The 22,085-nt window shown below is 38.2% G+C and carries 19 protein-coding genes; 6 read left to right on the plus strand and 13 right to left on the minus strand.

Translation table 11 applies throughout. From position 1 onward, the window contains the following. Positions 1 to 70: 70 nt before the first annotated feature. The 3 genes from J0M08_02840 to J0M08_02850 form a co-directional block, all read right to left on the minus strand. Positions 71 to 628: an OmpH family outer membrane protein gene (locus J0M08_02840; protein MBN8701971.1), complete on the minus strand. Its 558-nt coding sequence runs from the start codon at positions 626 to 628 to the stop codon at positions 71 to 73. A gap of 104 nt (positions 629 to 732) precedes the next feature. Further along, positions 733 to 3,306 (minus strand): outer membrane protein assembly factor BamA, encoded by a 2,574-nt coding sequence (gene bamA, locus J0M08_02845; protein MBN8701972.1) that lies wholly within the window; start codon positions 3,304 to 3,306, stop codon positions 733 to 735. 5 nt (positions 3,307 to 3,311) lie between these two features. Further along, complete coding sequence (locus J0M08_02850) at positions 3,312 to 4,058, minus strand: isoprenyl transferase (protein MBN8701973.1); 747 nt, start codon at positions 4,056 to 4,058, stop codon at positions 3,312 to 3,314. A gap of 221 nt (positions 4,059 to 4,279) precedes the next feature. Here J0M08_02850 and J0M08_02855 point away from each other — a divergent pair, with 221 nt between their 5' ends. Then, positions 4,280 to 4,849: a hypothetical protein gene (locus J0M08_02855; GenBank protein ID MBN8701974.1), complete on the plus strand. Its 570-nt coding sequence runs from the start codon at positions 4,280 to 4,282 to the stop codon at positions 4,847 to 4,849. A gap of 4 nt (positions 4,850 to 4,853) precedes the next feature. Further along, positions 4,854 to 6,392 (plus strand): GMC family oxidoreductase, encoded by a 1,539-nt coding sequence (locus J0M08_02860; GenBank protein ID MBN8701975.1) that lies wholly within the window; start codon positions 4,854 to 4,856, stop codon positions 6,390 to 6,392. Between the two features lie 82 nt (positions 6,393 to 6,474). Here J0M08_02860 and J0M08_02865 read toward each other — a convergent pair whose 3' ends face one another. The 3 genes from J0M08_02865 to J0M08_02875 form a co-directional block, all read right to left on the minus strand. After that, the gene (locus J0M08_02865) at positions 6,475 to 8,490 is read right to left on the minus strand and encodes a T9SS type A sorting domain-containing protein (protein ID MBN8701976.1); all 2,016 of its coding nucleotides are present in this window, start codon (positions 8,488 to 8,490) and stop codon (positions 6,475 to 6,477) included. 175 nt (positions 8,491 to 8,665) lie between these two features. Then, positions 8,666 to 9,298, minus strand: a complete 633-nt coding sequence (locus J0M08_02870; protein ID MBN8701977.1) for a response regulator transcription factor — start codon at positions 9,296 to 9,298, stop codon at positions 8,666 to 8,668. Between the two features lie 22 nt (positions 9,299 to 9,320). Continuing rightward, positions 9,321 to 10,553, minus strand: coding sequence for a hypothetical protein (locus tag J0M08_02875; protein ID MBN8701978.1), 1,233 nt, complete (start codon positions 10,551 to 10,553; stop codon positions 9,321 to 9,323). A 64-nt stretch (positions 10,554 to 10,617) separates the two neighbouring features. Between J0M08_02875 and J0M08_02880 the strand changes: the two genes are divergently transcribed. Beyond that, entirely contained in the window at positions 10,618 to 11,025 is a 408-nt protein-coding gene (locus J0M08_02880) for a DUF2147 domain-containing protein (protein ID MBN8701979.1), read from the plus strand. Here J0M08_02880 and J0M08_02885 read toward each other — a convergent pair. Further along, the gene (locus tag J0M08_02885; GenBank protein ID MBN8701980.1) at positions 11,022 to 11,843 is read right to left on the minus strand and encodes a hypothetical protein; all 822 of its coding nucleotides are present in this window, start codon (positions 11,841 to 11,843) and stop codon (positions 11,022 to 11,024) included. The genes J0M08_02880 and J0M08_02885 overlap by 4 nt on opposite strands. Before the next feature lie 49 nt (positions 11,844 to 11,892). Next, a complete protein-coding gene (locus J0M08_02890; protein ID MBN8701981.1) occupies positions 11,893 to 12,903 on the minus strand; it encodes an SPASM domain-containing protein in 1,011 nt (336 codons plus the stop codon). A gap of 111 nt (positions 12,904 to 13,014) precedes the next feature. Here J0M08_02890 and J0M08_02895 point away from each other — a divergent pair, with 111 nt between their 5' ends. From J0M08_02895 to plsX, 3 genes are read left to right on the plus strand one after another with little or no spacing between them, the layout of a single operon-like run. Beyond that, positions 13,015 to 13,548: a DUF177 domain-containing protein gene (locus tag J0M08_02895; GenBank protein MBN8701982.1), complete on the plus strand. Its 534-nt coding sequence runs from the start codon at positions 13,015 to 13,017 to the stop codon at positions 13,546 to 13,548. Positions 13,549 to 13,561: 13 nt separating this feature from the next. Then, positions 13,562 to 13,747, plus strand: coding sequence for a 50S ribosomal protein L32 (rpmF, locus tag J0M08_02900; protein ID MBN8701983.1), 186 nt, complete (start codon positions 13,562 to 13,564; stop codon positions 13,745 to 13,747). A gap of 27 nt (positions 13,748 to 13,774) precedes the next feature. Further along, complete coding sequence (plsX, locus tag J0M08_02905; GenBank protein MBN8701984.1) at positions 13,775 to 14,713, plus strand: phosphate acyltransferase PlsX; 939 nt, start codon at positions 13,775 to 13,777, stop codon at positions 14,711 to 14,713. A 26-nt stretch (positions 14,714 to 14,739) separates the two neighbouring features. Here plsX and J0M08_02910 read toward each other — a convergent pair whose 3' ends face one another. The 5 genes from J0M08_02910 to J0M08_02930 all read right to left on the minus strand — a co-directional run. Further along, positions 14,740 to 15,387: an NAD(P)H-binding protein gene (locus J0M08_02910; GenBank protein MBN8701985.1), complete on the minus strand. Its 648-nt coding sequence runs from the start codon at positions 15,385 to 15,387 to the stop codon at positions 14,740 to 14,742. Between the two features lie 48 nt (positions 15,388 to 15,435). Further along, positions 15,436 to 18,264 carry a T9SS type A sorting domain-containing protein gene (locus tag J0M08_02915; GenBank protein MBN8701986.1) on the minus strand — a complete coding sequence of 943 codons (2,829 nt, stop codon included), beginning with the start codon at positions 18,262 to 18,264 and terminating at the stop codon, positions 15,436 to 15,438. Positions 18,265 to 18,325: 61 nt separating this feature from the next. After that, positions 18,326 to 20,017 carry an SUMF1/EgtB/PvdO family nonheme iron enzyme gene (locus tag J0M08_02920; protein ID MBN8701987.1) on the minus strand — a complete coding sequence of 564 codons (1,692 nt, stop codon included), beginning with the start codon at positions 20,015 to 20,017 and terminating at the stop codon, positions 18,326 to 18,328. 37 nt (positions 20,018 to 20,054) lie between these two features. Further along, positions 20,055 to 21,734, minus strand: coding sequence for an SUMF1/EgtB/PvdO family nonheme iron enzyme (locus J0M08_02925; GenBank protein ID MBN8701988.1), 1,680 nt, complete (start codon positions 21,732 to 21,734; stop codon positions 20,055 to 20,057). A 109-nt stretch (positions 21,735 to 21,843) separates the two neighbouring features. Then, positions 21,844 to 22,085: hypothetical protein (locus J0M08_02930; protein MBN8701989.1), on the minus strand; the 242-nt coding region annotated here is incomplete at its 5' end.

The following is a 22,085-nucleotide window of genomic DNA, read 5'->3' on the forward strand; positions in this document are numbered from 1 at the left end:
TATACCATATCAATTTTTTTTACAAAAATAAACTTAATAATGTGATAGCAAGTAATAATTTAAAAAATGTTTACTTGGTTGTTTTAGCTTTGTTTTGAGTACCCGTGGATGCTCCTTGTTTATATCCTAATGCTATCAATACTTCATCGCTAAAATCTTTTTTAGGATTGGTGTATAACATAGTTAAGTCGCTTGCTTTGTCAAAAACCACATCGAGTGTTTTTTTCTCTGCAATTGTTTTTACGGCAGTATATACCTTGTCTTGAATTGGTTTTACTAGGTCTTGGCGTTTTTTAAACAATTCGCCATCTACCCCAAATTTTGCTTTTTGAATGTCTTTTGCTTCTTTTTCTTTCGCAATAATTTCGTTTTCGCGCTTTTTACGCATTTCGTCTGTTAGCAATATTTGCTCAGCTTGGTAGGCTTTATATAACTTATCAATTTCGGCATATTTAGCTTCAATTTCCTTTTGCCAGTCGGCAGATACTTTATCTAAATCTTGTTGTGCGCTTTTGTACTCAGGTATTTGAGCTAAAATGTATTCTGTATCCACAAATCCCCATTTTTGGGCTATTGAAATACTTGTGGTAAGTACAAGTACAAAAAGTGATAAACTAATTCTTTTCATAGTATTCGTTTTATTGGTAGTTAATCTAGTCAATTACAAATAAAGTGCCAAAAATTTATTATTGTACTAAATTCCTGCATTTTTCATTTTTAATTCTTCATTTCTTACAATTCGCCCATATTTGCTCCAATAGTAAAGTGGAACTGTCCTTGTGGTTTACCGGTTTGTATATTGCGCCCTGAACCATAATTATCATTAGGGTTGTAGTCGAAGCCCCAACCATAGTCAAAGCCAATCAAGCCAAACATGGGTAAAAATATTCTAACTCCCAATCCTGCAGAGCGTTTTAGCTCAAATGGACGGTATTTTTGAATACTATTCCAGGTGTTTCCGGCTTCTGCAAAGGCTAAGCAGTAAATAGTTGCTTGCGGATTTAATGAAATAGGGAAACGCAACTCTGTTGTGTATCTATTTACCATTGGCGACCCACCTGCGCTTGAAATGCTGGCATCGTTGTATCCTCTAAGTGCAACAATTTCATTTCCTAAAATTCCATTGAACCCAGTCATACCACTACCACCAACAACAAATCGTTCAAATGGAGAGCGCCCTACTTTCGAATTGTACATGCCTAAAAAACCGTATCCTACCTTGGTGTAAAGCACTAAATTTCTTGCTTCTTTACCCTCTGCTGCTTTCTTATTGGTTAATTGGGTAAACCATGCAGCTGTAAATTTATATTTTTGGTATTCGATAAATTTGAATCGTTCTTGTGCGGTAGCAGTAGAATAATCTAACTTGTTGAATAAGGAGTAGGGTGGAGTAAGTTGCGCTGAAAACGAAATATTACTTCCTCGTGTTTCGAAAATAGGTTTGTCAACTGAGTTTCTGGATATACTGAATCTGTAGCTAATATTGTTTGCAAAGCCCGAAGAAAGCGAAGGAATTACCGAACCAAAATTATTTACTTGGTAATACTGGTAGTTCAACTCTTGGTACAAAACAAAATAGTCATCGGGCTTACGCAGTCTGTTCCCTAGACCGACAGAAGCTCCGGTTATTTTTAAGAAATTCCAATCACTTTTTGCTCTATTTTTTCCATCGCTCCCTAAAATCCCACTGTTTTGAACGGTGTGATATGCCGAAAAACTTAATGAATTTGGTCTTTTCCCGCCTAACCAAGGTTCTGTAAACGACATGTTATAGCTTTGAAAAGGAAGCCCGTTGGCTTGTGCTCGCAAGCTTAAACGTTGTCCATCTCCGGTAGGTAGAGGTCTCCAAGCTTCTTTCTTGAAAAAGTTTTTCGTAGAAAAGTTATTAAAGGTAATTCCGAGTGTTCCTACAACACTTCTGTTTCCCCATCCACCGGACAGTTCAATTTGGTCGTTTGGTTTTTCTTCAACTGCATAATCAATATCAACGGTTCCGTTTGCTGGATTTGGAATAGGATTCGGAACCGTTTTTTCTGGGTCGAAATAGCCTAGTTGGGCTAGTTCTCGTGTGGTACGAATAATATCTGCACGGCTAAATAGCATTCCCGGTCTGGTGCGAATTTCTCGCATAATAACGTGGTCGTTGGTTTTTGTATTTCCGCTTACCGTTACCTTATTGATGGTGGCCTGCTTGCCTTCGTACATGCGTATTTCCAGGTCTATGGAGTCGTTTTCTACATTTATTTCTACCGGAGTTATTTGAAAAAATAAATATCCATCGTCCATGTACAAAGAGCTAACATCAATGCCGTTGGGGTTCATATTCAACTTTTGGCTTAATAAATCTTGGTTAAAAATATCGCCCTTTTTTATTGCCAATACATTTGATAATTCTTTAGCTGTGTATTTGGTATTGCCCATCCAGCTTATGTTTCTGAAATAGAATTTTTTTCCTTCTGACAAGGTAATCTCTATATTTACACGCTTCTTTTTTCTGAAAGGAACTTTGTAAACTGTGTCTTTTAAAATTTTAGCATCGCGAAATCCTGTGGTATTGTATTTTGTAATAATTCCGGGCAAATCTTTTTCTAAATTCTCTTCTAGGTATTTGCCATTGTTGAAAGGGTTGTACCACACTTTTTCTTTTGTTTCTTTCAATGCTTTTTTAAGTTTCATTTTAGAAAACGAAGTGGCATTGTGGAAAATGATTTTATTTACCTTGTATTTTCCTCCCTTTTTAATGTTGATATATAGTGTTACCGAATTAGATAACAGCGAGTCTTTTTCCGGTCTAATGGTTACTTCTGTATCCATAAAACCCTTGTCTATAAAGAAATTTTTGGTTATTGCACTTGTTGATGCAATTAAATGATCGGTAATTACTTTTCCTTTTACCAGTTTTATTTTTTCTCGTAAATCATCTGCTTCTCCTTTTTTGATTCCCTTAAAAGTAAATTTAGAAAGTCGAGGTCGTTCTACTAAAGAAATTTCCAAGAAAACAGTATTACCAACCAATTTGGTAATAGTTATTTTTATATCATCAAAAAGTCCTTGTTTCCAAAGGTTTTCAATTGCATCAGAAATTCGTTCGCCAGGAATAGAAACTTTATCACCTACAGATAGTCCGGAAACAGTAGCAATAATTCCTTTATCTAAAAATTGCGGTCCGGTAACGGTAATACCCCCAATTTCAAACTCTTGCGGAGTTTGATAATTTATAGCAAAGCTATCTGTTTGCAGCGCTACTTGTGCATTGTAGGCGCTATAGGTTACACATAAGATAAAAAATAAAACTATTCTTTGCATCTTTCCTATTGTGTGGTTAGTTGCTCGCTTGTTTTTCCAAATCTGCGTTCGCGATTTTGGTAATCATAGATGGCTTCAAAAAAGTCTTCTTTTCTAAAGTCCGGCCAAAATTTATCGGTAAAATAAAATTCGGCATACGACAGTTGCCAAAGTAAAAAGTTGCTAATTCTATGTTCGCCACTGGTACGAATCATTAATTCAGGATCCGGCACATTTCGAGTGGTTAAGTAGGAAGAAAATAGCGTCTCGTCAATATTTTCGATGGTAATTTTATTGTTAGAAACATCTCCGGCAATTTTCTTCACGGCATCAATAATTTCCCATTTAGAGCTATAGCTTAATGCAAGAACTAAGTTGGTTCTTGTGTTTTGAGATGTGTTTTTAATTGCTTCGTTTAGTTCGTTTAAACAGTCGGTAGGCAGCGATTTTAGGTTGCCTATGGCGTGCAAGCGAATATTGTTTTTATTCAATGTTGGTGTTTCTGCATTAATGGTGTGTACCAGTAAACTCATCAATGCATCTACTTCTTCTTTAGGTCTGTTCCAGTTTTCGGTCGAGAAGGCATAAAGAGTAATATATTCCACCCCAATTTCGGCAGCAGCCTCAACAGTTTCTCTTACCGATTTAACGCCATTTTCGTGACCATACACCCTGTTTTGACCCTGTTGCTTGGCCCAACGTCCGTTGCCATCCATAATTACAGCTATATGTTTTGGCAAACGATTTAAATCAATTTTTTCTTTAAACGACATGTTCGTATTGTTGACGGGCAAAAATAGCAATTAAAGTTAACCTGTGTAAATAATTGACTTATAACGCCTGAATGTTTAAAAAAGTATAGTTAATATTTGTTAAAAGTAGTGACTTTACTATAAAGATGGGGTTGTCTTTGAAAGCCCTCTTCAATAGGGCTCGAAGTGGTTTTTGAATATATTTGCCATTTGGATTACCTTTAAAAATTAATCACACTAGTATGAATAGACGTAGATTTTTTAAACTTGGGGCAGGTGGGGCTGTAGTGCTTATGGGAGCTGGGTCGCTCAGGTGGTTTGCATTGGGATACTCCTCTCAACTAACATCCGGAGAAACTCCCATTGCATTGTCAACAAAGGAGTTTGTAATCATGAAATCAATCATAGAAGCGCTGCTTCCTGATACGAAAGATTTCCCAAATCCAATTAAAATGGGGCTTCCGCAGCGTTTAGACGAAGAAATATGGGCTTTGTCCGAGCGTTTGAAGGGCGATTTAAAAAACGGTTTGCAGGTAATTGAACACGCTCCTTTATTACAAGGCTATACAAGCAGATTTTCTAGTTTGTCATTGCAAGAGCGTGTTAAATGTTATGAAGCTTACCTTACCGGTTCGAATGATTTATTGCAACAAATTTCAGGTGGACTAAAAGTAATGGTTCACTTTTTTTATTATAGCAATTCGGCTACTTGGTCGGCAATTGGCTATGAGGGGCCATTTATTAGTAAAGCAAAACCAGCACCATCAAGAGCTGCGTATGCAAGTCTCTTAAAAAAAACAAAACTAGCGTAACAAAATGAGTATAAAAACATATTTAGATATCACAAGTGATATTGAAGAAACAGTTGATGTGTGCATAATTGGAACTGGTTGTGGCGGTGCTACATTGGGTGTGCGTATGGCAGAAGCCGGCAAGAAGGTACTATTTGTTGAACGAGGTGGTTACTATACAAAAGAAGATTTTGATCAACGTGAAGATAACATGATTGCCAAAATTGATGGCGGTCGTGGGTTTGATACCAGTGAAGACGGGTCTATTTCACTCACCTACGGAAATAATGTGGGTGGGGCTAGTGTGCATTATTGGGCAGATAGTTATAGAACTCCGGAGGACAGATTGGATTTGTGGGAAAAGCAGTATGGTTTGGAAGGACATGGAATAAAGGATTTGGCTCCTTATTGGGATCAACTAGAAAAAGATCATAATGTGCACGAGCCAACCGAAACATACTACAACAGGATGAATCAATTGTTGCGTGAGGGTTCGAAAAAATTGGGTTGGAAGGGGCATCCAATTCCACAGGCACGCAAGCCCTGCGCTTCTAGTGGATATTGTATGCAAGGCTGTTCGTACGATTTTAAACAAAGTCAGTTGGTAACACACATTCCGCGTGCCATTGCTGCCGGGGCAAAAGTTTTTGCTGATACTAATGCAGTAGAATTAGTATGGCAGGGAACAAAAGCAACTACGCTTAATTGCGAAGTTTTAGACAGAGCAACAGGTTTGCCAAATGGCAAAAAAGTAAAGATACACGCTAAGGTATTTGTACTAGCAGCCGGTGGATACGGATCTCCGGCCTTTTTATTGAAGAATGGATTTAAAGAAAAACTTCCGGCAGTGGGCGAGCATACCTATTGCAATCCATCGCCAATGGTGCATGCATTGTACAATGAAGAAATAATAATTTATAGAAATATTCCGGCCGCTTGGGGCGTAGATCAATTTAGATTAGCTAAAACAGAAAATGGGAAATACGTTGAAGGTGGATATATGCTTGTTGCAAATCAACTTCAGCCTGCCTTGTTTGCGGCTGTGCTGCCTGCTTTTGGCGATGCACACAGAAAGCTAATGACAAATTTTAGAAAATTGGGTGGAACTATTTCTTGGATTGATGATGTAGAAGAAGGACGAATTGAATACAAGGATGGCTCTCCAAGATACCATGTTCCTATTGGTGGCGAAAACGAAAAACGTATTCGCGATTCGTTTGAAAAGCAAGCCATCATTAATTTTGAGATGGGTGCCAATGAAGTATATTTTGGGGATGCAAAAAACACTCATATCACCAATAAAAATCAAATTAAAGCTGCAGTAGCAGCATTAGATATAAAACCAGGAAGGTTTATGTTTGCGGCTCCGCATCCTGCAGGAGGAGCAAGAATGGGCAAAGACCCGAAAACAAGTGTGGTTGGGTTTGACCACAGAGTTCACAATACCGACAATCTTTATGTTTCAGACCCAAGTGTATTTCCTACTGCACCAAGTGTAGATCCTAGTCTTACCATTATGGCGTTTAGCGAGATTGCTGCTAAAGCTGTTTTGTCGGTTGTTTAGCTTTTTGAAAAACAGAAAAAGGGGCGTGTCGAAAATTTTTTCGACACGCCCCTTTTCTAAATCTAGAATAGTTGTTTGTGCATTACTGAATAACTATGCGATTGTAGTGTGTTTGATTATTAGTGCTTATTTTAATAATGTACACGCCTTCGTTGTAATTAGCAGTGTTTAAAATTAGTTGTTGGTGTATGTTTTGTTCTTTGAAAATTATTTTTCCGGAAATATCTCGTATTTCAATATCAAATAAGGTAGAGTTGTAGTTTGATACCTTAATATATTCCTTTGCCGGATTAGGAGTTATAGTGAAATCTGTAAACTGTGCATTGGATACAGTGTTGTATAATACATTAACACAAGCAGATGTATCAACACATCCATTTTTTTCTACAATAACAGCATAGTTTCCATTTACTGTTGCAGTATAGGTAGAAGTTGTATCTCCACTTATTGTTTGCATGGTTGTGCAATTGTACCAGTGGAAAGCAGCCGCAACTTCAATAGAAGAAAGAATATTTCCGTTTTGGCTTATTGAATCGTTAGGGCCTTGATTAACCGAAGCTATAACAGGAATTCTAAAACCTGTTGTTGCTGAATTTGCTGTTGCATCTACATAATATGTAGTGCTAACTGTTAGTGTTGGTGTTGTAAATGTATTTCCAGTGCCAATGGATACACCTCCGGTAGATGCTGCATACCAATTAACAGTTCCGCTGCTTGGTGTTGCGCTTAAAGTACCAACACCGGAGTTGCATATGATTGCTCCACTCGTGTAAAGTACAGATGGTGCAAATACTTTGTTGTTATCTACTACAAATTGTGGTAAGTTGTTAGTTCCCGTTGCGCCAATTCTTGTAAGGTTGCTTCCCGTGGTTACTGAGTTTAAAATGGTAGAAGCCGGAGTGTTCATGTCATAATACGCCATTAATCCGGTTTCTGTTCCTTCTAATGTACTGTCCATGCAAGCAATAATGTCGTTAATATTTCTCGGAGTATTCCATATACGAACTTCGTCTATATTTCCATCAAAAAATTCTCCACCACCACCAGAACTATATCTACCACCAAGTACCATTGTGCCTGATAAATTTAATGTTACCGTTCTTTGCCCAACCTGAACTCCATCAACAAATATCGTCAGTGTACCGGAATTGTGCGTTACTGCTACATGATGCCAATTTCCATCATTTAAGTTGGTCGCAATTGTATTAGCCCAACTGTTTTTATACGTTGCCAATGTGGCTCCGGGACCAATTGCAACTTCTAATCCAAAGCTATCCCATCCAAAAATTCTTCTGTAAGCGCTGAATGATGTTGCCGATGTTTTAAACTGAGCTTCCAAAGTAAAGTTTGAGTTTCCTGTTATGGCTCCAGCTACTTCACATTTGTCATCTGTTCCGTCAAAGTTTAGTGAATAATCATTTATATACTCCCCAAAAGGAAAATCATCTTTGTAAACAGCACCTGTAATAATCAGATTATTTGCAGAAGCAGACAAATCGGCTACAGACCCTTTATGCATAGGGTAGTAAGCCACTAGATTTGTTTCGGTACCCTCCAATTGCTTTATTCTGTTGTCGTTAATTTCTTGTAGGGTTCGCGCTGTATTCCATACTCGTATCTCATCGTAATAGGCGCTTACTCTATCGTTGCTGAATAGGGAATAAGAAATGCCTACATACATTTTATTACCTGTAAAATTATATGTTGCAGATGCTTTTGTGTAAACCTGCACACCATCTACATACACAAACATATTAGTTTGATTGTTTGTAACTGCAACATGATGCCAACCTGTATTTAGTCCTGTGTTGGCGGTTGTGGCTCTCCATGATCCGTCATAAACTTGCAAAATACCGTTGTTTAAAGCAATATCGCTAGCATAGTTATCAAAGCCAATTAGTCGAGCATAACTGCCATAAGCATTGCCATTGTTGTTGTACCAAAACTCAATCGTGAAAGCACTGTTTCCTGATAACGGAGCTGTAGTTGTTGTAAGATAATTTGTGCCACTAGCTGTTAAGTCAAATGCATAGTTTGATGCTTTTGATTGAAAGGTTGTTACGCCTAATAGTAATAGAGAAAGTAGTTTTCTTTTCATTTTCATTTTTTTAGGTTTAATTATCAAATAATATAATCAAGCTATAGAACCATATAAAACATGGGTGTTATACGATATTTATATTGTATGATAAATTTGTTTCTGCTAATTTCTCCAAAAAGCCGAGTGCTTGTACTACCCTATATGGGTAGTACCCACAAAAAAAATAAAACGGTTAGATAAATTTTTTGGCGTTTGCAACTTCTATTGCGGCCTCTTTACTATCAACCTGAAGTTTGATATAGATATTCTTTATATGGTATTTAACAGTGTCTTTTGAAATGTTTAAAAGCGATGCAATTGTATTGTAACTTTTGCCGTTCGATAAATGAGTTAGCACTTCCGTCTCTCGTTCTGTTAAAGGTGTTTTGGTGTTTTTTTTAAATGACCCAACCACCATCTTTGCAATCTTCATACTCATAGGTGCGCCACCTTGCAAGCATTCATCAATAGAAGACATTAACTCTTCTCTGTCCAATGTTTTTGTTAAATAGCCCGCTGCGCCCGCAACTAAAGCCGAGAAAACAGTTTCACTATTCTCAAACACAGTTATTATGATAACCTCTGCACTTGGCAGCAAGTGCTTTATTCTCTTTGTGCCTTCTATCCCATTTATTCCGGGCAAATCAATATCCATCAACACAATACGTGGTTTATCTTGCAAAAGATTTGCAAGCGCGTCTTCACAGTTAGAATAGCTATCGGCTAAAAAAAGTTTATCATTTGCCTTTATGTATTCGCATAATATATCTCTTAACTCCTTGTTGTCCTCTACAATTACTAATCTATATGGATTTTCTACTTTCATCTAGTACAAAGTTATTGAATAATTACCCATTCGTACTACCTGAAACGGGTAGTTGAACGCTGAAAATAATTTCTGTTCCGGTTGGTAAAATGTTGTTAAACGAAATATTAGCACCAAGTTGATCGGCTCTGTATTTCATGTTTTTAATGCCTTTGCCAGTGGAAAAACGTTCTGTATTTATAATTCCTTTGCCATCATCTTTTAGCCGTATTTCAAGGGTTTTGGCCTGTGTGCTAAAAGTAAAATATATATTTTTTGCTTTGGCATGTTTATACACATTAGTAATAGCCTCTTTTAATAAAGGCACAATTTGTTTGCTCCAGTTTGGCGGCAGTTCAATGTTAGGAAGCACTTCTGGTTCGGAATGCACAAAAAGGTTGATGTTCGAATATTTTAAATAATCATCGGCAAAATCTCGCAAATACATAAACAGTTCTTGCAATTGGTCGCTTTTAGGGTCTTTGGTCCAAATAAAATCTTTAAAATTGTCGTATACCTCTTTGGCATTTCTATCTATTTTAGAAATTATTTCCGCTTTTTCTATTTCCGATTTATTAAGAGTTGTTAATGCTGCAAGGTGCCTCAGAGAGGCCAATTTGTTCCCAATTTGATCGTGAAAATCACGGGCAATCTCTTCTCTTACTTTTTGTTCTTTGGCTAATTGAAGTAATTGTTGAAGTTTATTGTTGCCACTTACCAGAACATATACCATAAGAGAAAGTACACCAAGTATAAGTAGTAAATTAAAATATCTGTATTCTAGCGACATTGAAATACTGTCGCCATCAAATTCAATCCAATTAAATGTTTCAACAATGTAAAAAATTGTTATGCTTATAAAAGATGCCAATGTCATTAAGGCCCCTTCTCGTATTCCAATAAACATAAATGAAGCTGCTGCTAAAACGATATACCAAAGCACATCATTTGAGTTAATTCCATCAGAAATAAAAACACTCGATGATACTAGGTATAAACCTACAATGGATCCAATAAAAAGAGCAAGTTTGGTGTTCCCTGTTTTTTTGATGATTAATAGCCCTGCTATAGATAATGATAGTCCAAGGTAATTATGAAAAGCTTTTGTTCCAATGACAATTTGTTGGACTAGATAAAATGCGCTATACAAAAAACCCATACCAAAAATGATAACAAAAGCTAGCACATATATTCTTGATTTTTCATGCGTTGATTTATCGGCTTTTAGTTTTGGATGTAAAAAGTAATCAACTAGTTTATTAAACGAATTCAACATTTTTTTTTGCAAATAAAACTAATGTTTGTGATATTGATGCGTAACAAAGATTAAAAATAATAGTTTGAAAGTTAGAATAATATTCATTTTGTTGTCGTGGAGTATTAAAATGTTTTCGATTGACCCCGATAAAATCATTGGTACGTATTGGTCTCCGGACAAAGACGGCAAAATAAGCATCTATAAGAAAAATGGAAAATATTATGGGAAATCTATTGAAAGTAAAACTCCTAAACTTAGAGATGTAAACAATCCAAACCCAGCATTGAGAGACAGAATTGTTTTAGGAACAGATGTTTTTTTTGATTTTGTTTTTGAAGGTGATGAGTATGTAAATGGAACCATCTATAATCCATTAGACGGGAAAACATACAGTTCTAAAATGTGGCTCGAAGGAAACAATTTGAAATTGAGAGGATATATTGGTATTCCAATACTTGGTGTAACCAAAACAATGGAAAAAATAAATTAATTATATCCCGGACAAGACTCCGGTTTTTCAGAAATTTTAAACGAAAGAATTAATCCAACAAACGAGTACCAATCTTTATTTTTCGAATTGCCTCGCTGGTAGCCAATTTTGTGTATTCCCGGATTTGTGCTTCTGTCAGAAAGCTCCCCCGCTATAGCACCCTTGGTTGATGCAAGCCAATTGGGGTCTACGTAAACTGTACTTACATCATCCAAATAGTCTGTTGTTGTTTTTCGCATTCCCCATTCCACGGAAAATCCAAAGCCTTTTCCAAGGCTTTGTTTAAACCCAATTCCAAATGGAATAGAGGGTTGTACTCGTGTGTAGTTCTTGCCTTCTGTAGCAAGTGGTTGTAGTTTTACCCAACTGCCTCCAACATTTGCCTTAGGGTTAAAATGAAATGCACCAATGCCTGCAAATAAATAAGAGCTGAATGGATTTTTTTTCGAACCAAATTTATACTCTAAATAATTAAACTCGAATTGAGCAGAGGCTTCGATAATAATAGATCGAAAATTTAGATTCCTGGCTTTTAAAGATGCGGCCGTAGATTTAGCATCATCGCCCTCCACGTTTCCGTAAAATGCATTAAATCGTAATCCCCAACGAGGGTTAAAATTTCTTCTGAATAGTAGGCCTGCTGCGGGTTTTGTAAATTTGTAAAAATCAGTTGAACTTACTAAGTCGCCAATATAGTAAGAGCCTCCAATAAATACGCCCAATTCGGCATTGGGTCGGGCTTTTTCCTTGTATTGTGCAATTACTACATTGCTAAATACCAATAAATAAAGTAAACTATATTTTACCAGAATGCGCATGCGTACTATCAGCTAACGTTTTTTGTTATAAATTATTGTGCAACAGTGCTTATGTCCAAACTTTAGTGCCTTCGCTACAATTAGCACAAATATCAATTTCTTTGCGAGATTTTAGTAAGGCGCTTCTAAAGCTTTGATAATGAGTGTTTTGCCATACATCCTGGAACGTTTCCGTATTCAAATTGCCAAATTGGTGTGTAGCATCTTTATCAAAACAACAGGGCACCACATTGCCATCCCAGGTAATTACACAGGCACTCCATAGCTTCCAACAGTGGTTTAGCAGCTTATTGTTTATTTCGAATTTTCCTTCTTTGTTTTGAATATAACGCGCGTATTTTTTATTAAGTGGGATTAAGTCGTTTCCGCCCTCAAAATCATATACTTGGGCTGTTTTAAATTTTATAGCGTCTACACCAATATCTTTTGCCAATTTGCGTGCATCCTTTAATTGGTGCTCGTTGTGGCGTACTACTAAATATTGAAATATAATGTGTGGTGTTTTAGATTTTAGCTTTTTTTTCCATTCAATTAAGCGCTTCGTGCCTTCTAGCACTTTTTCTAAATTACCCCCAATTCTATATTTTTCGTAAGTATCTTGAGTGGTTCCGTCAATAGAAATGATAATTCTGCTCAAGCCACTTTCAATTGTTTTTTTGCAATTCTCGTCTGTTAAGTAATGCGCGTTGGTGGAGGTATTGGTGTACATGTTTTTTTTTGATGCCAATGCCACCATATATAAAAAAGAGGGATTCAAATAGGGTTCTCCTTGGAAATAGAACGTTAAATAGCCTGTATAGGGCGAAATTTCATCAATAGTTTTGCGAAAAAACTCTTCTTTTAGCATTCCTGTGGGTCTGGAGAAGCTTCGCAATCCGCTAGGGCATTCGGGGCACCTTAAATTACAGGAAGTGGTGGGCTCAATGGCTAAGCTAATTGGGTAGCCCCATTGGATAGGATTTCCACTAATACGCGAGTAATAGTAGCTCAAAACCACTTTTAATCCGTTTAAAAGGCGCTTTAGGGTTGTTCTTTTTAGTATTTCTAGTACTTCGGTCATTGTGCAGCTGCTCGTAAAAGTCGGAATAAACGCTTGATTTTAAGGGGGGGGTTAACAACTTTTTTTATTAGTTCTTTTTTTCTATCTTTGCGAGCTTTAAATTTTGTTGCCATGAATAGGAAAGAGGATTATTGCATACCGTTTACGGGACTTAGTAATGGTAAACATAATTTCGAGTTTGATATAAGTAACACGTTCTTTGAGCAACTCGATTATTCTGAGGTACAAGCAGGCACGCTAAAAGTAGATGTTTTGCTTGAAAAACAAACAACGATGCTTGTTGTAACCCTCACTATAAAAGGATTTGTAAGTTTAGTATGTGATAGATGTGGAGAAAATTTCAACACTCCATTAGATGCATCTCAACAACTTATTTACAAATTAAATAATGCTGAATTTGTGGATGAAGATGAGATTGTATATTTATCAAGCTCTGATTCTGAAGTAAAGTTAAAGCACAAAATATATGAATTTATAATGCTTTCCGTTCCCGCCAAAAGGGTACATCCGGATGACGAGAAAGGCAAAAGCACTTGTAATAAAGAAGCATTAAAGCTTCTAAAAAAATATGCTGTGAAGGAAAAAGAAAATAAACAGCAAACAGATCCTCGTTGGGATGTGTTAAAGAATATTATTAATAATTAAATTAAAAATTGTCATGCCAAATCCAAAACGTAAGCTCTCGAAGCAAAGACAAAGAAAGAGAAGAACGCACATAAAAGCTGTAGTTCCAACAATGGCGGTATGTCCAACAACCGGAGAAACTCACCTTTTCCATAGAGCATATTGGCACGAAGGAAAACTTTACTACAAAGGTAAAGTGGTAATGGAAAAAGCTGCATAGGCTTATTAATCAGCATTTAGTAGATAAATGAAAATTGCCCTTGATGTATTAGGAGGCGATTTCGCACCTAACAAACCAATTGAGGGGGCTATTCTTGCACAACAAGAATTGCCCTCTTCTGTTCGTATTGTACTAATTGGTAATCAAGAAGAAATAAAAACTCTATTAGCAAACAATGGGGTTGATTCAGAAAAATTCGATATCGTTCATGCTCCCGATGTAATTAGTATGGGCGAGCATCCTACCAAAGCATTCGCCCAAAAGCCTAATTCTACTATTGCTGTTGGATATTCACTTTTAAAAGAAAAAAAAATTGATGCATTTGCAAGTACCGGAAACACCGGGGCTATGCTGGTAGGCGCTATGTTTACCGTAAAGACTATCCCCGGTGTTATCCGCCCTTGCATAACATCGGTACTTCCAAAAGAAAAAGGGGGAGTTGGTTTGTTGTTGGATGTAGGCTCTAATGCAGATTGTAAGCCCGATGTATTGTATCAATTTGGAATTTTAGGTAGTTTATTCATGAAAAATATTTATGGAATAGATAATCCTAGAGTGTCATTATTAAATATAGGCGAGGAGGAAGAAAAAGGAAATCTTGTTGCACAAGCTGCACACAATTTAATGAAAGACTCCAAAGACTTTAATTTTATTGGCAATGTAGAAGGTCGAGATTTGTTTAACAACAAAGCCGATGTAATTGTGTGCGATGGATTTACAGGAAATGTGGTGTTAAAACAAGCTGAGGCATTTTATTATATGATTCGCAAACGCGGATGGAGAGACGAGTATATAGATAGATTTAATTACGAAAATTACGGTGGCACACCTATACTTGGTGTTAATGGTACTGCCATTATTGGTCACGGAATATCCAATGAAATAGCCATTAAGAACATGGTGCTCTTAGCTAAGAATGTTGTTGAAGCTAATCTTTCCGAAAAAATTAGAGAAGCGTTTTTGTAGCAATCTTTTAGATAAACGCAGGGTTTCTACTTCCCTCGTTTTATAATATCAGCAAAATAAAAAATCTGTTGTTCCGGTTTCTCTGTGGCAATGTGCAGCATTGCTTTTGCAACGTACTGTGCTTTTATAGATTTATACTTCTTTAGCGGACCAACTAATAAGTAATTAATTCCGGAAAAAAGTACGATGCCTATTTTTTCTCCTAAACGAGATTCTTTTCTTTCGCCAACTAAGAAAGAGGGGCGCATAAAATAGCTTTGCTTGCCTATCGCATTTTGAACACCGCTTTCCATTTCGGCTTTTGTTTTCAAATAAAAATTTCCGGTAGCGCTTGCACCAATACTGCTTACGCTTACCATAGTTTTAATACCATTGGCAGCCGCTAGTTTCGCCACTTTTACAGGATAGCTGCAATCTATTTCGTATTGGGCTTCTTTCGACCCCGCAACTTTTAGTGTCGTGCCCAAGCAATTGAAAACCACATCTCCAACAAGTTCGTTTTTTATGGAATCAATGGTAGTGTATGTGCAAATAAACTGTTTTAATTTGGGGTGATTAGTATTTATTTTTTTTCGTACAAAAATGCGCACCTCTGAAATGGCAGTACTAGAAAGGCATTCCTGTACTAATAAATTTCCAATTAATCCGGTGGCGCCAAAAATAAGAACTCTCATATAGGTAATTTGGTTGAATAAGACTAAAGTAGAAATTAAAATCGGTAGTTAGTGGATGGTAATAACTTGTCGTCCGTGGTAATTTTTTTCGGAAGTTACATCTACATGGTAAATGCCTGCAGGTAATTTGGCAATATCTATTTTTCCAATGTTTTTATCGGATAAATAAACAGAGCCATCAAACACGATAATTCCCATCATGTTTGTTACGCGAACATTTACGGGTTTTTGTGTAGAAAGGTTTACATATAGATTAAGCTCTTGACCGTGGGATAGTGGATTTGGAAATACTTTCAAGGAGTTAATGTTTTCAAAATCTACATTTATTGGAATTGTTTTGGAGTAGGTGTAAGAACCATCGTAATCGGTTTGCTTTAGTCTATAATACGTTATGCCGGGCATTACGTTGTAATCGCTGAATAGATAATTGGTAAGACCCTGTGTATTGCCCTCTGAATCTACAATTCCTGCAGTTTCAAAATTTACAGCATCTACAGACTTTTCTACTGTATAATAATCGTTGTTAATCTCGGTAGCTGTACTCCATTCTAATAAATTATAATCTCCCTTATTGATGCCAATAAAATAAAGTAATTCGATAGGTAATGCTGAGTTACCTCCTGTACTTGCATGTGGCCACAATTCAGAAAAACTTGAAACCGTAAATTCAATGTAATTATTCCCAAATTGACTACCATTACCCGTTTGTGCAATATACACTAATGATGTATTGTCAGATGGGTCGTATGTACCGTCTTCTGTTGGTCCATTGTATTTTGTTGCGCCAAGTGCAGCTATAGAAGCAACATTGTCTAAGGCGTTTGTTGTTGTAATAGTAGTGGCTGCTGTTTGAAGTGCAGTAAGCTCTGCAGCCGTAAAGTAAAGACGAACGCCCGCACCACCACCGCCTAGGGCGTTTTCGGTATCTATTAAAAAGTGTCGTTGTAAATAGGCTGTGTTACTAAATGTCCCAACCGATGCATCTATATAAACGGTAGCTGTAACAATACCAATATTGGTAGAGTTGTCATCCACAGCTACAATAGCTTTGCCTGTGGCATCAATAATGTACATCCACGTGTTTGCTCCGGGCGAAAAACAGCTACCGGTAACCGATGTGGATGGTATGGTAGTAGGAGTAGCGGATGTAATTAAATTAAACACATCGTCTGTACAGCCTGTGGCATCTTTAATTTCTATATCATATGTTCCTCCATTAGTAACAGTTTTACTAACCATTGTGCTTGTATATACACCACTGTAAGCAAAGGCAGATGTAGCTGTTTCTTGATAATCAAAACTTTTTCCTCCGGTAGGGGTGAATGTTAAAACAGTTCCTCCAGAGCCAGGACACGAAATAGAATAGGTAAAATAGGTGGCTAGTGCGGCAGCATCTCCACCATTTAAAGTTATTTCACAACTTGGCTGAATGGCAAATCCGTCATTGTTTAAGCCGGCATACATGCTACATGCATTATTGGTTAGGGCTACAGTTGCTGTGTCAATCTCCCCACAACCATTTTCAGCAACAACTGAAACACTGCCGCTAGCCGTAGCAAATAGAATACGAGCGTTTAGGGCTGTTCCTCCGCTAAGCACAGATGCTCCTGTTGGCAGCAGCCAGGTGTAAGATGTTGCAATTCCGGTTGTTATGGAAGATGAGTAATCGCCAATATCTCCATCACAAACCGTTCCATTACCTGTTAATGCAGCAATAGAAAGTGTTCCGGAGGTTAGTCCGTTTAAATCGCTACCGCAAATATAGCCGGATGTGTATCCATCATTGTTTAATCCGCTAAACATACTGCATGCTACGTTTGTAACAGCAATATATTCTGTTTGAGATTCGCCACAACCGTTTGATACAACTACCGTAACACTTCCACTATTTGTGCTAAATAAGATAGTGGCATTTCCGTTTGTTCCACCTGATAGTACAGAGGCGCCTGTGGGATAAGACCAGGAATAGGATGTAGCAGCACCTGTAGCCACCGCTACAGAGTAATTTTCAAAATTGTTGTTGCAAAAATTAGATGGACCAACTAATGGGTTAATAGTTAAAGGCGCAGCACCTCCATTTAAATCGGATGCACAAACGTAATCGGAGTGATAGCCATCATTATCTAGTCCGCTAAACATACTGCATGCTACGTTTGTAACAGCAATATATTCTGTTTGCGATTCCCCGCATCCGTTTGATGCTACAACGGTAACACTTCCGCTGGTAGTACCAAATAAAATTGTTGCAGTTCCATTGGTGCCACCAGATTGAATAGATGCTCCGGCAGGATAAGACCAAGAGTAAGATGTAGCAGCACCTGTAGCCACCGCTACAGAGTAATTTTCAAAATTGTTGTTGCAAAAATTAGATGGACCTACTAGTGGGTTTAATGTTAATGGAGCAGCACCGCCATTCAAATCGGAAGAGCAAACGTAATTCGAGTTGTACCCATCATTGTCTAATCCACTAAACATGCTGCACGCCACATTGGTAACAGCGAGAATTTCGGTATCGCTTTCTCCACAACCATTGGTTGCAGTAATTTGTACGTTGCCACTAGTAGTACCAAACAATATAGTTATATTACCATCTGCTCCTCCGGATTGTGTAGATGCCCCCGCTGGATAAGTCCAAGTGAAAGAAGTAGCGGCTCCTGTAGCAACTGTAACTCGGTATCTTTCGGAATTGTTATTGCAAAAATTTGAAGGTCCGGTAATTGCACTAAGAGTTAAAGCTGCTGCACCACCATTTAGGTCGGATGCACATATATACCCTGAAGAATAACCATCTTCTTGACCACCCAAATATTGGGCACGAGCATTGTGTAGTCCTAAAACTATACATACAAAAAATAATATGTATTTTATTTTATTCATTTGTAGTTATTGGAAATTATGTGAACCTCACACCACTTCATAACTATTTTGTGTAAAAAAATTATTCAGTTCTAACTCCTCTACCACCTTGTCTATTATCTCTTGTAGTTGCCTGGTTTGCCCATCCTTGACCACAATAATCTCTATCGCCAATTCGCACCCAGTTTGCATTTAAATATGCAGCTCCACGCCATCCCCATCCTGCCCTGCCGGTTACCCCTGTTGTGTAGGTCGTATTTTGAGTTGTAAGTGTATTATTTCCATTTAATCCAGGCCAATAGTTTACATCTGCGTGCCCAAGAGAGTTAACAGCTCCGTTCCCATGATCTCCTTGAAACGATCTGCCGGCAGCACAGCCTATAATTACACAACACTCCCATACATTACCAGACATTTCCATGATTCCATAATAGGTGGCTCCAGAAGTTATACGCGTTGTTGCTGCTCCGGCAAAAGCCCCACAACGAACAGGTCCGGTAGTGCTTCCTGCATAACAAATATTTGCATTTGCAACAGAGTTTGTTTCTGTAACATTCCCCCCATTTGTAATACCCGCTGTGGTGGCGGCTGTGATATTTGCTGCGGTTCCCCAAGGGTACTCACCGGCAACAGCAGGATTTGGTAACCCAGCACCTTGACCACCCCTACACGCTTTTTCATATTCTGTTTCGGTCATGGGGCGCAGTGCAGCCCAATCTAGGTAGGCCGCTAAGTCAGCAACTGTCATCCAGTTGCAGGCTAATGCAAGACCATCCGATGCTGTTTCGTTATAACTATCATCATCATCTAAATCGCAAGCGTATTCCCCTGCGGTAGCACCAGAAGGGGCATTTTTACATTTAACACCATTTCTGTTTTGAGGGGTACCTGTGGCGGCTGTGTTACACATATAACTTCCGGCCGTAACAGCTACAATACGATTAGCTTGCTGTGTTCCGTCTAGGGTATTTAAAAATTCCACATATTGTTGTTGGCTTATTTCGTACTTCATGCAATAAAATGCACTGTATCCAACAGGAAATGCAGCAGGAACGGTTGTTGGTGCACTTACAGGAACGGCTGCATCTGTCCAGTCGTCCGATCCTCCTGTTTGAGCAACAGCACTCTTGCCTAGAGATCCGGCTCCACCGCCACCAACAGTTATTGCATTATCTGAAGTAACTGTAAATGTAGATGACGCTACGTTTGGAGTTCTAAAAGTGCCAATGGTGGTGGTGCTTCCATCACCTAAAATAAAATCTCCGGCTGGTACATATACCATTTCAATAGCAAACACTTGCACAGTAACTTTACAATCATCAAATAATCCATCAGTTCTATATCTCCATCTTAATTTAACATCGTCCCAATTAATGGAACCATTTCCCGCTGAGGTACGGTATAAGAAAACTCCTTTTCCATCAGAGCTTACATCTGCTGTTGCAGCAACCCCATTTGCGGTAGTTACTGTGTGGTGTGCATCTGTCGTGCTAAGGGTACAGTGGCTCCAAGTAGAACCTGCAGTACACGCACCTCCCGTTTCAATTTTGTATTTTGCAAACACCCAAATTGCATCCCAATTGTTGGCACCACCTGATATACGCCAAGAGTTATCCCAGTTTACATCAAACTCAATGTTTGTAAAGTTGGCCGCGTTGTTTGCTCCTGCTGTAATATCTTGCCCACTAGTAGAAACACTGGTTATTACTACGTTATTTGCGCCTGCTTGTATTGAGAATGCTGCAATACAAGTAAAAAACATTTTTTTTATCATGATACTCTAAAATATAATTTTTTAAACTAATTTAAAATTAAGGCTCTGTTCGTACACCTCTACCACCACTTCTATTATCTCTAACTGTGTGTCCATTCCAACCTGGCCCACAGTAGTCTCTATCAGAAACTTTAACCCAATTTGCATTTAAATAAGCCGCTCCGCGCCATGCAATGCCGGCTCTTCCGGTGCAACCTGTAACTCCACCATAAACATTATTTGCTGTAGTTGTGGTTCCATTTCCATTGATGCCCGGCCAGTAATCTACATCTGCAGCACCTGCAGAATTTAGAGCCCCATTTCCATGACCACCTCTATACGACCTTCCCGCTGCACAACCCACAATTACGCACATTTCCCAAACATTCCCGGTCATTTCTAATATACCATAGTAGGTAGATCCGGATGTAATTCTGTTTGAGGATGCAGTAGAGAAAGCTCCGCAGCGCATTGGTCCTGTGGTTTGACCATTATATACCACATTAGAGTTTGCAACAGAGTTTGTTTCTGTAACATTCCCTCCATTAGTAATACCCGCTGTTGTGGCTGCTGTAATGTTTGATGCTACTCCCCAAGGATATTCATTTGCAATAGGAGGAAGTGAGCCCCTGCACGCCTTTTCGTATTCTAGTTCAGACATAGGGCGCAAGGCAGCCCAATCCAAATAAGCTAAAAAATCGGCAGGAAGCATCCAATTGCAGGCAATTGCTAGCCCATCGGAGGCTGTTTCTCCGAAGGTATCATCGTCATCTAAATCGTTTCCGTATTCTCCTGGGGTAGCCCCAACCGGAGCAACCTTACATTTAACGCCATTCCGATTTTGAGGGGTGGCGGTGGCTGCGGTATTGCACATAAAGCTCCCTGCTGTTACAGCCACACATCTCGCAGCCTGTTGTGTTCCATTTAATGTGTTTAAAAATTCTACGTATTGTTGTTGACTAATTTCGTATTTCATGCAATAAAAAGCATCGTATCCAACGGGAAAATTTGCGGGAATTGTAGTTGGTGCATTAACAGGCACTGCTGCTTCGGTCCAGTCGTCAGCTCCTCCAGCTTGTGCAACTGCCGCATTTCTACCTAAGGAGCCCGCTCCGCCACCGCCAACTGTAATAGCGCCATCACTTGTTACGGTAAAAGTAGAAGCCGCAACACCGGGAGTTCTAAATGCAGCAATTGTAGTAGTGCTTCCATCTCCAAGAATAAAATTACCCGAAGGGACATATACCATTTCGATAGCAAATAGCTTGATGGTTACTTCGCAATCATCGCTTAATCCATCGGTAACGTATTGCCAACGTAACTTAACATCGTCCCAATTTATCGAGCCATTCCCATCTGCTGTCCTATGAAAGAAAACCCCCTTCCCATCAGAACTTACATTCGATGTAGCAGCAACACCGTTGGTGGTGGTTACTGTATGGTGAGCATCTGTAGTGCTTAGTGTGCAGTGATTCCAGGCTGCAGAAGACACACAAGAACCTCCGGTTTCAATTCTGTATTTTGCAAAAACCCACACAGCATCCCAATTGCTAGATCCGGTAGATCGTCTCCAACTATTATCCCAGTTTAAATCAAATTCTATATTGGTAAAGTTAGCGGCATTGTTTACACCTGCAGAAACATCTTGCCCGCTAGTGGTAATACTAGAAATTGTGACGTTGTTGGAACGCGCTCCAAAAGCAAATAAAAAAATAAAAATAAAAATGTTTTTTATCATGAAAATATATCAAATAAGCCGCATAAGTCATTGATAGTAAATATACGTCATAATGCTTAAGTTGTAAAACAATGTAAGAAAATTTAGATATACCCCAAAAAAGCTTCGACTAATTTTTTAGTTGATCTTGACTCAAATAGTCTTGCTCTGTTTTAGTTGGATACAGTGTTTTTACAATTTCCAACATAGGTTTGTTTTCGAGTTTGCTTTCTATCCAAACAACTATATCAAATGTTTCGAAAAAAATAGTTTCGGATTGAACTGTTTTTAGTGCATTCAATTCATCTTTTAGTTTGGTGAGTTCTAGTTTTAATTTTGCTTCGCTAGAAATGTTTCGCAAGTAATTAGCAA

It is taken from the genome of Bacteroidota bacterium, assembly GCA_017303975.1.
GTDB lineage: Bacteria > Bacteroidota > Bacteroidia > JAFLBG01 > JAFLBG01 > JAFLBG01.

What these genes read in the sequence shown, in the direction of transcription:
- J0M08_02840 (MBN8701971.1), bottom strand. Translation starts at nt 628, where the DNA reads ATGAAAAGAATTAGTTTATCACTTTTTGTACTTGTACTTACCACAAGT.
- bamA (MBN8701972.1), bottom strand. Translation starts at nt 3,306, where the DNA reads ATGCAAAGAATAGTTTTATTTTTTATCTTATGTGTAACCTATAGCGCC.
- J0M08_02850 (MBN8701973.1), bottom strand. Translation starts at nt 4,058, where the DNA reads ATGTCGTTTAAAGAAAAAATTGATTTAAATCGTTTGCCAAAACATATA.
- J0M08_02855 (MBN8701974.1), top strand. Translation starts at nt 4,280, where the DNA reads ATGAATAGACGTAGATTTTTTAAACTTGGGGCAGGTGGGGCTGTAGTG.
- J0M08_02860 (MBN8701975.1), top strand. Translation starts at nt 4,854, where the DNA reads ATGAGTATAAAAACATATTTAGATATCACAAGTGATATTGAAGAAACA.
- J0M08_02865 (MBN8701976.1), bottom strand. Translation starts at nt 8,490, where the DNA reads ATGAAAAGAAAACTACTTTCTCTATTACTATTAGGCGTAACAACCTTT.
- J0M08_02870 (MBN8701977.1), bottom strand. Translation starts at nt 9,298, where the DNA reads ATGAAAGTAGAAAATCCATATAGATTAGTAATTGTAGAGGACAACAAG.
- J0M08_02875 (MBN8701978.1), bottom strand. Translation starts at nt 10,553, where the DNA reads ATGTTGAATTCGTTTAATAAACTAGTTGATTACTTTTTACATCCAAAA.
- J0M08_02885 (MBN8701980.1), bottom strand. Translation starts at nt 11,843, where the DNA reads ATGCGCATTCTGGTAAAATATAGTTTACTTTATTTATTGGTATTTAGC.
- J0M08_02890 (MBN8701981.1), bottom strand. Translation starts at nt 12,903, where the DNA reads ATGACCGAAGTACTAGAAATACTAAAAAGAACAACCCTAAAGCGCCTT.
- J0M08_02895 (MBN8701982.1), top strand. Translation starts at nt 13,015, where the DNA reads ATGAATAGGAAAGAGGATTATTGCATACCGTTTACGGGACTTAGTAAT.
- rpmF (MBN8701983.1), top strand. Translation starts at nt 13,562, where the DNA reads ATGCCAAATCCAAAACGTAAGCTCTCGAAGCAAAGACAAAGAAAGAGA.
- plsX (MBN8701984.1), top strand. Translation starts at nt 13,775, where the DNA reads ATGAAAATTGCCCTTGATGTATTAGGAGGCGATTTCGCACCTAACAAA.
- J0M08_02910 (MBN8701985.1), bottom strand. Translation starts at nt 15,387, where the DNA reads ATGAGAGTTCTTATTTTTGGCGCCACCGGATTAATTGGAAATTTATTA.
- J0M08_02915 (MBN8701986.1), bottom strand. Translation starts at nt 18,264, where the DNA reads ATGAATAAAATAAAATACATATTATTTTTTGTATGTATAGTTTTAGGA.
- J0M08_02920 (MBN8701987.1), bottom strand. Translation starts at nt 20,017, where the DNA reads ATGATAAAAAAAATGTTTTTTACTTGTATTGCAGCATTCTCAATACAA.
- J0M08_02925 (MBN8701988.1), bottom strand. Translation starts at nt 21,734, where the DNA reads ATGATAAAAAACATTTTTATTTTTATTTTTTTATTTGCTTTTGGAGCG.